A 12,639-nucleotide genomic window follows, 5' to 3' on the forward strand; every position below is an offset into this window, starting at 1 on the left:
CTTATTTCACCGAGACGCTCTATTTGACCGAGACGCTGGGGCCGCCCTCGACGGCCAGCACAAGCCGGCGGTTGGTGATCCTTGCCAGCTGCGCCAGCCGGCCGGCCGGCCGCTCGCCGTAAAGATCGGCCAGCGACGCAGGCAACACCAGCGCCAGCACGCCGTTGGCGCGCTGTTCCCATTTCAGCCTGGGCATGATGCCGGGCATCGACGCCGTCAGCAGATAGACGACACGCATCATCGCCGCCAGCACGCGAGCCCGCTCCAGATAGCGTGGCGTCGCCAGCGCCTTGATTTCCGGCGCGATGGATTCGTTGAAGATGCCGTCGTGACGATAGGCGTTGGCCAAAGCCAGGAAGGCGCGGCCAGGATGGTCGACGCCGAAGAAGGAGGCATGGGCAATGATGTTGAGCGATTGCTTGCCGCGATATTCTGGATGCGCGCGCCAGCCGATGTCGGCCAGCAATGCGGCCGCGTGGCGGTAGCGCGCCTCGTCCTCGGTCTCGTCGATGCCGAAGGCGGCAAAGGCCTTGCCGGTCCATTCGACCAGTTCGTGCGCATGGTGGACCGAGCGCGAGCGCAGCACTGCAAGTTCCTCCGAGGCCGAGATCAACGGATCGGCCTTCTGCTCAGCCTCGTCGAGGAGCGAATAGAGAAAGCCTTCGCGCACACCGAGTGCCGAAACGATGATCTTCGACGGCTGCATCGCCGTCATGATCTCCTGCAGCACGATGGCGCCATAAGGCAGCAGCGAACGGCGGTTCTTGGAGACGCCCTCGATGCCCTTGACCTTCTCGATTTCGGCTTTGGCCACCTGTTTCAGGAAGGTCGTGGCACTGTCGGCGCTGATCTCATAGTGGTGCATCACGCCAAGCGGATAATTGGTCATTTCCATGTGCAGCCGGGCGAGATTTCGCCAGGTTCCGCCCACGGCGTAGAAGGGCCTGCCTTGCCCACCCTTCAACAACTTCGCCTTCGCCAGTTCGTCGCGCGCGATCTTCGCCGCCTGGGCCAGCGAGTTCTTCGCCATGTCCTGCAGGCGCAGGCCACCCAACGGCAGCGTTATACCGTCGCCGATCGCTTCGCCATTGACGTCGACCAGTTCGAGACTGCCGCCGCCCAGATCGCCGGCGATGCCATTGGCAGGATGGAAGCTTGAAATGACGCCGAGCGCCGAATAGTAAGCTTCCTGGCGCCCGCTGATCACCCGGATCTCGGTCTTCAGCACCTCCTCGGCGCGGTGGATGAAATCGGGACCATTGACCGCTTCGCGGGCGGCGGCTGTCGCCAGCACATACATATGCTCGGCGCCGGCCTGGTCGGAGAGCGCGCGAAAGCGGCGGAACTCTTCCATCGAGCGCGTCACCGCCTCGGGGTCGAGTTTGCCGGTCGAAACGATGCCGCGGCCAAGACCAGCCAGCATCTTTTCGTTGAACAGCATGGTCGGCGAGCGCGCCAGCCCCTCATAGACAACGAGACGGATCGAATTCGACCCGATGTCGATGATGGATAGCGGTCGGCGGTCCTGCAGCCGGCCCTGGGAATCAGACAGCATCAGGTGGACGCTGCGGCGTTCTTCTTGCGGCGCTTGAACTGCGCGATGCGCTTGGGCGCATGCGACTTCAGCGCGTCACCCCGTCCGGACAGGCTCGGATTGGTCATGAAATATTCCTGCGCGTTGAACGGTTCCTCACCCTCCTCCAGCACCACGCGCCGGGAGGTTCCATCAGCCAATACGTCGAAACTTTGCTGATTGTCCATGATGTTGCCCAGCATGATCTGGCCAAGGACCTGTTCATGCACAGTTGGATTGGTGATCGGCACCATGGTCTCGACACGGCGGTCGAGGTTGCGCGGCATGAGGTCGGCCGAAGAAATGTAGACGATCGCCTCGTCCGAGGGCAGGCCATGGCCATTGCCGAAGCAATAGATGCGGCTGTGTTCGAGGAAACGGCCGACGATCGACTTCACCCTGATGTTTTCCGACAGGCCCGGCACCTGCGGCCGCAGGCAGCAGATGCCGCGCACGACGAGGTCGATCTCGACGCCAGCGCGGCTGGCGTCATAGAGCGCATCGATGATGATCGGGTCGACGAGTGCATTCATCTTCATCCAGATGCGCGCCGGCCTTCCCTCCAGCGCGTGGGCGACCTCATCGGAAATATGCTTGAGAATGCGGCTTCTCAGCGTGAACGGCGAGATCGCCAACCGCATTTCATCCGTCGGCTCGGCATAGCCGGTGATGAAATTGAAGAGTTGGGCGACATCGCGGGCAATCGTCGGATCGGTGGTGAAGAAGGACAGGTCGGTGTAGATGCGCGCGGTCACCGGATGGTAATTTCCGGTGCCGAGATGCACGTAGTTGCGCAGCTTTCCGTCCTCGCGCCGCACCACCAGCGACATTTTCGCATGAGTCTTCAACTCGAGGAAACCGAACACGACCTGCACGCCAGCGCGCTCCAGGTCGCGCGCCCAGCGGATGTTGGCTTCCTCGTCGAAACGCGCCTTGAGCTCGACCAGCGCCGTCACCGACTTGCCGGCCTCGGCCGCATCGACCAGCGCACGCACGATCGGGCTGTCGTTGGAGGTGCGGTAAAGCGTCTGCTTGATCGCCACCACTTCGGGATCGGCCATCGCCTGGCGCAGGAATTGCACCACCACGTCGAAGGATTCATAGGGGTGGTGGACGATGATGTCCTTCTCGCGGATGGCTGCGAAGCAGTCGCCGCCATGCTCGCGGATGCGCTCGGGAAAGCGCGGATTGTAGGGGGTGAATTTCAGATCATCGCGGGGGACGGCGACAATCTCGGATATCTGGCTGAGTGCCAGCGGGCCGGTCAGGACGCTGATGCGGCTCGACGAGACGCCAAGCTCACCGGCGACGAAGTCGCGTAGTTCCGACGGCATCAGCCTGTCGAATTCAATGCGGATCACCGAACCGCGGCGGCGGCGCTTCAGCGCCGTCTCGAACAGGCGCACCAGATCCTCGGACTCCTCCTCGACCTCGATATCGCTGTCTCGGATGATGCGGAACGTGCCGGAGCCCTTGACTTCATAGCCAGGAAACAGCTTGCCGATGTAGAGGCCGACCGCCTCTTCCAACGGGATGAAGCGGACATGGCGCTTGCGGTCCGGCAAACGGATGAAACGCTTCAGAGCTACCGGCAGGCGCAGAAGTGCGCTCATCTCCTCGCCGTTCTTGCGATGGCGCAGCTGCAGCGCCATCGAGAAGCCGAGATTGGGAATGAACGGGAACGGATGCGCCGGGTCGATCGACAGCGGGGTGAGTACCGGAAACACCTGTTCCTGGAAATGGTCTTCCAGCCAGATCTTTTCGTCCTTGGTCAGCGCATCGCGGGTGATGCTTTCAATGCCTTCCTTGTTGAGCAGCACGGTAAGGGCCGAAAGGCTCTTCTGCTGGTCTTCCTGCAGCCTTTCGACCTCACGCAGCAGCTGTTCGAGCTGCTGTTCGGGGGTGCGTCCGTCGGGGCTCTTCAGCACGATGCCCTCGCGCACCTGGCCGGCGAGGCCGGCGACGCGCACCATGAAAAACTCGTCGAGATTGGCGGCCGAGATCGACAGGAAGCGGACACGCTCCAGCAGCGGATGATTGAGGTTGAGCGATTCTTCGAGAACACGCCGGTTGAACTGCAGCCAGGAAAACTCGCGATTGACGAAACGGTCGGGATTGCCGCCTTCCGGGCTCGCTGCCTCGACATTGATGAATTCGCTCTGCACCGGCTTCAGTTCGTTCATGGTTCCTGCTCTTCCCGCGCCTAAAGCCGGTTAACCGGCTTAACTTATCCTCTGACAGGCTTTTGCGACAGTTTCATTTCATCGATCTTGCAAAGAGACCTGATATGATCCAGATGCAGATGAGACTGCGTTAAGGAGATGACGATGGCAGGCGGTTCCATTCCCCATTTTCAGAACGATGCGGGCCACCCGGCGATCGACATCGGCGTCAAGGAATTCATGTGCACGGGCGCCAATCCGCCTTTCGACCACCCGCATGTGTATCTCGACATGGGCGACGACAATGAAAAAGTCTGCCCCTATTGCTCGACGCTCTACCGCTATTCGCCAAAGCTGAAGGCGACGGAAACGCAGCCGGGTGGCTGCATCTATATCGACCAGGCCGCCTAATCTCCAGCGACCGGCTGCAAATGGACGACACGCGTTCCCGTGAAGTCATCATCGCCGGGGCGGGCATAGCCGGGTTGACCGCGGCGCTGGCCTTCGCCGAACACGGTTACCCCGTGCAAGTGTTCGAACAGGCGCAACGCATGGATGCGGTTGGCGCCGGCCTCCAGCTTTCTCCCAATGCAACACGCATCCTTCGCCAGCTCGGTGTGCTCGACCGCCTGCTGCCAACAGCGGTGCGGCCGGAAGCGGTGGTGCTGAAGGACGCCGCGACGTTGCGTGAACTGGCGCGCGTGCCACTTGGACAGACCGCTGAAGCGCGCTGGCGGGCACCCTACCTCGTGGCTCACCGCGCCGACCTGCAGGCGGCGCTGATGGCGCGCCTTGCCGAGGTGCCGGATATTCAGCTTACCACCGGCGGGCGCGTCGGCAGCCTTGCCATCGGGACCCATGGCATCACGGCGAGTGTCGAGACCGACGACGAGACTGTCGAGGTGGAAGGCTCCCTGCTGGTCGGCGCCGATGGCGTCTGGTCGTCGGTGCGCACGCTTGTCGATTCGACCAGGGGGACGGCACCGCCAAGAAGCCGTTTTTCCGGTGAGCTGGCCTGGCGCACCACCGTCGCGGTTGACAGTGCCGCCGGGCAAGCCTTTGCCGCGGTCGGCGCGGCCGATTGTGTGACGACCTTTCTGCATCCTGGCTTCCATATGGTCGCCTATCCCGTCAGCAAGGGCGACGCCTTCAACCTCGTCGCCTTCACCAGGGGCGAGCGTATCGCCGAGGGCTGGTCCGGCCATGCCGATCCCGGCATCCTCGCCGCCGCAATGCGCGGCACCGCGCCGGGCCTTGCAAGACTACTGGAAATGGCCGGCCCGTGGCTGACCTGGCCGCTCCATACGGTCGAGCAGAAGCAGCCTTGGACGACGCCGGACGGCATCGCGCTGATCGGCGACGCGGCGCATGCGATGACCCCATTCGCGGCACAAGGCGCGGCGATGGCGATCGAGGATGCGGCGACGCTTGCCGGCTCTTTTGCTGCCTTTCCTGCCGATCCGGCGCGATGCCTCCTCGTCTGGGAAAATCTGCGGCGGCCGCGCGTCGCCAAAGTCGCCCGGCGCGGCGCCCTCAACCACCTTGCCTGGCATGCTGTGGGACCGGTGGCAATCGCCCGTAACCTGTTCCTCAAGATGCGCTCGCCGGAAAAGCTCGCGACGGATCTCGACTGGCTCTATGGTTGGCAGCAAACTAATTATACAGCCGTATCGACAGGCTGAGCGAAGCCGGCAGCGGGTTCCACCAGCCAGTGCGCAGGCCGGCGGTTCGCAAGGCCGCCGCCGCCCAGGTGTTGCAGCCAACCAGCGCGTTGAAACGGCCGTTCGCCTCATAGAAGCGGTCGAACCTGGAATAGGCCGCGTTCTCGACGGCGACTGGGCCGGTCGGTCCCCGCTGAAAACTCGCCTCGATGAAGTCGAGCAGCGCCATAAAACGCTCCTCGCCAATGTCGAAGCCGACAACGTCGGCACGCGTCTCGCTTATGAAGCCAGCGACATCGACATGCATGACCGATGTGTCGAGGGTTAGCGCCTTCATCACCGGCGCAGCCTTGAGCTGCGACCATGTCGGCGTTTCCAGATAGAAGGCACGGCCGCCCCAGCCGAAGACGATGTAGCGCACCTCGGGAATGTCGACGGGGACACCGGCATCGGCCAGGAAATGGAAGCGCTGGCGCACGGCATCATCAACCGGAATGGCGATGTCGGTGTGGATCGGGTTCTTCAGCACCAGGATGTGGCGTTTACCCTCACCCGAGGCAGCAGCCGGCCAGAGCGGGCGCGGCACCAAGGTGCCCAGCGTCCCAGCCAGCACCGCCACGATCAACAGGAGGCCTAGAAAACGTCCGAGCTTTTTCATGAATGGCGGCCCTGCAAACGCGTCCCGGCGCGACAAGAACCGCCCGCCTCCTGCCCGTCCATACGCAAAAGAGCCCGGCACTGTTTCAGCCGGGCTCTTTTGCAGCCATCGAAGGCCTAATGCAGGATCTGCGACAGGAACAGCTTCGTGCGCTCGTGGCGCGGATGGTCGAAGAATTCGGCAGGCGTGTTCTGCTCGACGATCTGGCCCTGGTCCATGAAGATCACGCGGTTGGCGACCTTGCGGGCAAAGCCCATTTCGTGGGTGACGCAAAGCATGGTCATGCCTTCTTCGGCAAGACCAACCATGGTCTCCAGCACTTCCTTGATCATTTCCGGATCGAGCGCCGAGGTCGGCTCGTCGAACAGCATGATGCGCGGGTTCATGCACAGCGAACGGGCGATCGCGACGCGCTGCTGCTGGCCGCCGGAGAGCTGACCCGGATATTTGTTGGCCTGTTCCGGAATCTTGACGCGCTTGAGAAAATGCATGGCGATTTCCTCCGCCTGCTTCTTCGGCGTCTTGCGTACCCAGATCGGCGCCAGCGTGCAGTTCTCCAGGATGGTGAGATGCGGGAACAGGTTGAAGTGCTGGAAGACCATGCCGACCTCGCGGCGCACCTCGTCGATCTTCTTGAGATCGTTGGTCAGTTCCTTGCCGTCGACGATGATCTTGCCCTTCTGGTGCTCTTCCAGCCGGTTGATGCAGCGGATCATCGTCGATTTGCCGGAGCCGGACGGACCGCAGATGACGATGCGCTCGCCGCGCATCACTTTCAGGTTGATGTCCTTCAGCACATGGAACTCGCCGTACCATTTGTGCATGGCGATGATGTCGATGGCGACATCGGTGGTCGAGATATGCATTTTGGCGGCGTTGACCTTGATCTCTTCCGCGCTGACGGCATTTTCGATGGCCATGGCAGGGTCCCCTTGTTCTTTTGTTTAGCGTTTGTGGCCGGTGTCGAGTCGGCGTTCGGTGTACATTGAATAACGCGACATGCCGAAGCAGAACAGCCAGAAGACGAAGGCAGCGAAGATAAGGCCGGACCTGGCCGTCTGCGCCGTTGCCCAGTTGGCGTCTGAGAAGTTCTGCTTGACGACGCCGAGCAGGTCGAACATCGAAATGATCGAGACCAGGCTGGTGTCCTTGAACATGCCGATGAAGGTGTTGACGATGCCTGGGATGACCAGCTTCAGCGCCTGCGGCATGACGATCAGCACCATCTTCTGCCAGTAGCCGAGGCCGAGCGAATCGGCGCCTTCATACTGGCCCTTGGGGATCGCCTGCAGGCCGCCGCGCACCACTTCGGCCATGTAGGCCGCGGCAAACAGCGAGACACCGATCAGCGCACGCAGGAACTTGTCGAAGGTGACGCCGGCCGGCAGGAACAGCGGCAGCATGACGCTGGCGAAGAACAGCACGGTGATCAGCGGGATGCCGCGCACCGTCTCGATGAAGATCACGCACAGTGTCTTGACGATCGGCATCTTCGAACGTCGCCCCAGCGCCAGCAGGATACCGAGCGGCAGCGACACCGCGATGCCGACGAAGGACAGGCTGAGCGTGACCAGCAGGCCGCCCCACAGCGACGTCTCGACATGCGGCAGGCCGAAGACGCCACCGACCAGCAGGACGAAGGCGACGACCGGCAGCACCAAAAACAGCAGAATCGCGTTCAATCCCTTGCGCGGCACGCGCGGGACGAGCAGCGGTACCAACAGCACGACGGTGAGGATGGCCACAAGGATCGGCCGCCAGCGCTCCTCAATCGGATATCGCCCGAACATGAACTGGCCGAACTTGGCATTGACAAAGGCCCAGCAGGCACCGCTCCAGCCATCCGGCTGGATGCCGCCCTGCCCCACGGTGGCACAGAAGGTACGGTCGGTGCCGGTCCACTGGGCGTTGATGAACGCCCAGTTGATGACCTGTGGGAGGATCATCGCGACAAGCACGAGGCCGACGATGGTCAGTATGGTGTCGCCAGTAGAGGCGATCAGGTTCTTGCGCACCCAGGCGCCGAGGCCGCTGACGCTTGCCGGCGCCGGTTGCGCCAGCACCATTTCGGTGCGTACCCAGGACATATCGTGTTCTTGCATGTCCCTACCTTTCCACCAGCGCCATTCTGGCATTGACGACGTTCATGACCGCCGACGTCACCAGGCTGAGCGCGAGATAGACGACCATCATGATCAGCACGCCCTCGACCGCCTGGCCGGTCTGGTTCAAGACCGTGCCGGCGGTCGCCGTCAGGTCCGGATAGCCGATGGCGATGGCCAGCGACGAGTTCTTGGTCAGGTTGAGATACTGGCTGGTCAACGGTGGAATGACGATACGCATCGCCTGTGGCACGACGACGAGCCGCAGGATCGATCCCGGCCGCAGCCCGAGCGCACCGGCTGCTTCGGTCTGCCCCTTGCTGACACCCATGATGCCTGCGCGCACGATCTCGGCGATGAACGCCGCCGTATAGCAGGACAGCGCCAGATAGAGCGACAGGAACTCCGGCTTGACCTGGAAGCCGCCGGTCAGGTTGAAGGTCGATTGTTTCGGAAAATCGAAGCTCAGCGGAAAGCCGCTCAGCACGTAAGCGAGCAGCGGCAGGCCGACGATCAGCGCCACCGATGTCCAGAACACCGGAAATTGCTGGCCAGTCGCCATCTGTCGCTGGCGCGCCATGCGGGCAACGAACCAAGCCATGGCAATGCCGACGATGAATGCCACCAGGATTAGCCAGGAGCCGTCGCCCCAGACCGCGCGTGGAAAATAGAAGCCTCGTTGATTGAGGAAGGAACCGAACGGCAGGTTGATGCTGTCGCGCGGCGCCGGCAGCACGGAAAGCACGCCGGAATACCAGAAGAAGATCACCAGCAGCGGCGGGATGTTGCGGAAGATCTCGACATAGACCGTGCAGATCTTTCGAATCAGCCAGTTGTGGGACAGCCGGCCGATGCCGACTATGAAGCCGATAAGGGTCGCGGTGACAATGCCGGCGACCGCAACGATAATGGTGTTGATGAAGCCGACCACAATGGCGCGGCCATAGGTCGAGTCGGATGTATAAGCGATGGCGCTGTCGCTGATGTCGAAGCCGGCGCGACCTTTGAGGAAGCCGAAGCCCGACGCGATGTGCAAGCGGGTCAGATTGTCGACGACATTCTGGACGATCCACCAGACCGAAACCGCCAGCAGGACGACCACCACCGCCTGGTAGAATATCCCGCGGACCCTGGGATCATTGATAAAGGAACCGCGGCTGGGCTCCTCGCGAAGAACTTCCTGCGATGCCATTCGACCGTCCCCGGGAAAGAGAAGCCGGGAGGCAGACGATCTGCCTCCCGGATCACATTTCGATCAGCGGATCGGCGGAGCGTATTGCAGGCCGCCCTTGGTCCACAGCGCGTTGATGCCACGCGCGATCTTGAGCGGGCTGCCCGAACCGACATTGCGGTCGAACATTTCGCCATAGTTGCCGACGGCCTTGACGATGTTGACGACCCAGTCGTTGGAGACGCCGAGATCGGTGCCGATCTTGGTATCGGCTTCCTGGCCGAGCACGCGCTTGATCTCCGGGCTGGGGGAGTTCTTCATTTCGTCGACATTGGCCTTGGTGATGCCGAGTTCCTCGGCGTCGAGCAGCGCGAAATAGGTCCACTTGACGATGTGGTACCACTGGTCGTCGCCTTGGCGCACGGCCGGTCCGAGCGGTTCTTTCGAGATGATCTCGGGCAGCACGACATGGTCGGCCGGCGAGCCCAGCGTCAGGCGGATGCCGTAGAGGCCCGACTGATCGGTGGTGTAGACGTCGCAGCGGCCGGCGTCATAGGCGGCGTTGACCTCTTCGAGCTTCTCGAAGACGACCGGGTTATACTCCATCTTGTTCGCCTTGAAGTAATCGGCGAGGTTGAGCTCGGTGGTGGTGCCGCTCTGCACGCAGACGGCGGCTCCGGAAAGCTGCAGCGCCGAATTGACGCCGGGCAGCTTCTTGGCGTTGATCATGAAGCCCTGGCCGTCATAGTAGGTGGTGCCGACGAAATTCAGGCCAAGCGCCGTATCACGATTGATCGTCCAGGTTGTGTTGCGCGACAGGATGTCGACCTCGCCGGACTGCAGCGCGGTGAACCGCTCCTTAGCGCTGAGGGGCGTGAACTTGACCTTGGTGCCGTCACCAAAGACGGCAGCAGCGACCGCGCGACAGAAATCCGCATCGATGCCTTGCCAGTCACCCTTGTCATCCGGCGCCGAGAAGCCGGCCAGGCCGGTCGAGACACCGCACTGGATGAAGCCTTTCGCCTTGACGGTATCGAGCGTGGTTGCCGAAGCGGCCGAAGCCATCAATCCAAGCGCGCCAGCTCCAAGAATGCCAATTGCAATGTGTTTCATAACCCACAGACCCTTTTCTCTGTTTTCAGGCAAACCCTGATCTTTGTTCCTGCGTGAACGCAGCCCCCTTCGGGTTTATTCCGAGAACCCCTGCATCGTTGTCGACGCGCTGCCTCCCATTCACGAACTGCATCGAAGGCGATTATTCCTGTGAGGTCAAGGGAAATGACCGAATCCGAAAGAGTTTGAAAACCAGTTGCCGCAAATGCCTGAATTGCAGACAAACGCGCCCGCGATTTAGTCAGCAGCGCAAACAAAGGAGGCAAAACTCGTTCAACGCAAATGCAGGCCGGGGCAGCGAAGTCCATGCTTGCAATACCTTCGCGTTACTACCTTGGTGCGGAATGAATTGGCACGTCCAAAGCTGTCATCTGACGATTTGCCGGGTGGTTTCAGGTCAACAACGCCCGGAAACGCGACGCAGCCGTGCGTTGTCAGAGTGCTTCAAGGATGACCCAGGCGCCGGTCGCCGCCATCAGCGCTCCGGAAACGCGCGGGATCAACTGCCCGGTGGGGACTGTCTTTTCCAGGAGAACAAGGATGGCGATGCCAGCGATCCACAGAACGTTCATGACGCCGCCGACGAACAGCAGAGCCATCAGCGCCCAGCAGCAGCCGAGGCAATAGGCGCCGTGATCGATGCCCAGTCGAAGCGCGCCGAGCGGAGCGGAACGGAACCCGCCATGACTGGCCAGGAACGCGATCGGTGCCTGGCATTGACGCAGGCAGACACCCTTCATCGGCGTCCATTGATAGAGGCCAGCGGCGATCAGAACGAGGCCGCCGAGAATCGCGCTATCGGTCGCCATCGAGGGATCGAGCAAGGCGAGACGGGCGAGCAGCCATTGGGCTCCGGTCGCCGCGATGCTGAACACAACCCAGACGGTGAGATAGCCGGTAAAAAACCACCCCGTCGAAGCGATGGGACGCCCATCCGCTTGCGCCTTGCGGCCGACGCCAGCATAGAGCAGCAACATCGGCGCGACCGACGGCGTCATCATGCCGACCATCATCACCGCCCACATTGTGAAGATGAAAGCGAAATCGGCCGTTGCCCAAGCCCGGAAACCGGGAGCCACCGTGGCGCCCATGTCCATGCCGCCCATGTCCATGCTCGACATGTCCATGTTCGACATGCCCGTTGCGGCCACGTCGCCTGCGCCGCCGCTCGGTACGGAAGAACCGGGCATGACCATTCCTGCGGCGAGCCACAGCACATAGGCCCAGGCAAGCACGGCAATCACGACGAGTGCGGCCGTCACGACCGCACGATCGCGACGCAGCACCGCCTCGAGGGCTGTGTCGCCCATTTGGATCAGGTCAATGCACGACGCCGCTCTGCGTGAGATGCAGATTGGCGAAATGGCTGTGCGTATCGGACAGCTCGAACTTGATCGGGCCCGTCGCCTTGGTCCAGCCACGCCCAACCTCGGCGACCGCGTATTCGAAGCCGTGCGGCAGGTCGATACGCGCATGATGCTCGGCGCCGGTGACCGGATTTTTGATTGGCTCGCCATGGCCGTCGGTTACGCCCTTGACGTACAGCCGGCCGGTTCGTGCGTCGACGTCGACCTTGAAATCGATCGCGGCAAAGATCGGATCGTGGAATTTCTCCAGTGTGGTCGAAAAGACCTGGAATATCGTTGCGCCTGGTTCGGTGTCCTGACCACCCAATATACGAAGCAGCGCCTCACGCTGGGCTTCGGTCGCCCTCTCGTCGATAACCACCGCGGCTTCGCCCCTGCCCTGGTGTATCGCGCCGGGCCAGCGGAAAATCCCGACGAACCGCAATCCATCGAGCTTGGTGCTGCCGTGATGGCCGCTCTCGATTTCCATGCCAGCAACCGCCTGGCAGGATCCGTGGGTCGGCAAGGCATTGAACTGGCACGGGCAGCCATAAGCGCAATTGCAGTTGATGAATTCGCGCGCCTTCATTGTCCATTTGACGTCGGGCATGGCATTCCTCCCCTTGCCGCGCTCATGCTCCGTGAGCGCGATATCCGGATCGTGGGGAACCAGGGGGTCAACCGGCAACAACCATCCGGCAGCATCTGGTCGAGGCAATCCGGCGATTAATATTAGGACCTGATTATATTCCTTTCGCAGCCACCCACAATAGGCCGATCGGTGGAGGCCATCGCAGCCGCATACAACGAACTGCCGATCCGCGCAGGACACAGAACCCGGACCCGCGTTGCC

Annotated in this window: 11 protein-coding genes; 2 read left to right on the plus strand and 9 right to left on the minus strand. The window is 62.0% G+C overall.

Annotated features, from left to right (window positions below; translation table 11 throughout):
* Positions 1-19 precede the first annotated feature (19 nt).
* Entirely contained in the window at positions 20-1,555 is a 1,536-nt protein-coding gene (gene ppx, locus AC56QP_RS04780; protein WP_489860717.1) for an exopolyphosphatase, read from the minus strand.
* A complete protein-coding gene (locus tag AC56QP_RS04785) occupies positions 1,555-3,756 on the minus strand; it encodes an RNA degradosome polyphosphate kinase (protein ID WP_489860716.1) in 2,202 nt (733 codons plus the stop codon). The genes ppx and AC56QP_RS04785 overlap by 1 nt, the downstream gene beginning before the upstream one ends.
* Positions 3,757-3,900: 144 nt before the next feature.
* Between AC56QP_RS04785 and AC56QP_RS04790 the strand changes: the two genes are divergently transcribed.
* Positions 3,901-4,146: a zinc-finger domain-containing protein gene (locus tag AC56QP_RS04790; protein ID WP_489860715.1), complete on the plus strand. Its 246-nt coding sequence runs from the start codon at positions 3,901-3,903 to the stop codon at positions 4,144-4,146.
* A gap of 20 nt (positions 4,147-4,166) precedes the next feature.
* Positions 4,167-5,417, plus strand: coding sequence for an FAD-dependent monooxygenase (locus tag AC56QP_RS04795; protein ID WP_489860714.1), 1,251 nt, complete (start codon positions 4,167-4,169; stop codon positions 5,415-5,417).
* Here AC56QP_RS04795 and AC56QP_RS04800 read toward each other — a convergent pair.
* The 7 genes from AC56QP_RS04800 to AC56QP_RS04830 all read right to left on the minus strand — a co-directional run bounded on the left by AC56QP_RS04800 (position 5,389) and on the right by AC56QP_RS04830 (position 12,396).
* On the minus strand, positions 5,389-6,054 hold the full coding sequence (locus tag AC56QP_RS04800) for a TIGR02117 family protein (RefSeq protein ID WP_489860713.1): 666 nt from the start codon (positions 6,052-6,054) through the stop codon (positions 5,389-5,391). The genes AC56QP_RS04795 and AC56QP_RS04800 overlap by 29 nt on opposite strands.
* Before the next feature lie 116 nt (positions 6,055-6,170).
* Positions 6,171-6,920 (minus strand): amino acid ABC transporter ATP-binding protein, encoded by a 750-nt coding sequence (locus tag AC56QP_RS04805; RefSeq protein WP_031240865.1) that lies wholly within the window; start codon positions 6,918-6,920, stop codon positions 6,171-6,173.
* 78 nt (positions 6,921-6,998) lie between these two features.
* Positions 6,999-8,156: an amino acid ABC transporter permease gene (locus AC56QP_RS04810; protein WP_489860712.1), complete on the minus strand. Its 1,158-nt coding sequence runs from the start codon at positions 8,154-8,156 to the stop codon at positions 6,999-7,001.
* A 4-nt stretch (positions 8,157-8,160) separates the two neighbouring features.
* Positions 8,161-9,348, minus strand: coding sequence for an amino acid ABC transporter permease (locus tag AC56QP_RS04815; protein ID WP_489860711.1), 1,188 nt, complete (start codon positions 9,346-9,348; stop codon positions 8,161-8,163).
* Positions 9,349-9,411: 63 nt separating this feature from the next.
* Positions 9,412-10,440: an amino acid ABC transporter substrate-binding protein gene (locus AC56QP_RS04820; RefSeq protein ID WP_269903981.1), complete on the minus strand. Its 1,029-nt coding sequence runs from the start codon at positions 10,438-10,440 to the stop codon at positions 9,412-9,414.
* 434 nt (positions 10,441-10,874) lie between these two features.
* On the minus strand, positions 10,875-11,750 hold the full coding sequence (locus AC56QP_RS04825; protein ID WP_489860710.1) for a DUF2182 domain-containing protein: 876 nt from the start codon (positions 11,748-11,750) through the stop codon (positions 10,875-10,877).
* Between the two features lie 10 nt (positions 11,751-11,760).
* A complete protein-coding gene (locus AC56QP_RS04830) occupies positions 11,761-12,396 on the minus strand; it encodes a DUF1326 domain-containing protein (protein ID WP_489860709.1) in 636 nt (211 codons plus the stop codon).
* Between the last annotated feature and the right edge of the window lie 243 nt (positions 12,397-12,639).

It is taken from the genome of Mesorhizobium sp. RCAM 05104, from assembly GCF_059683645.1.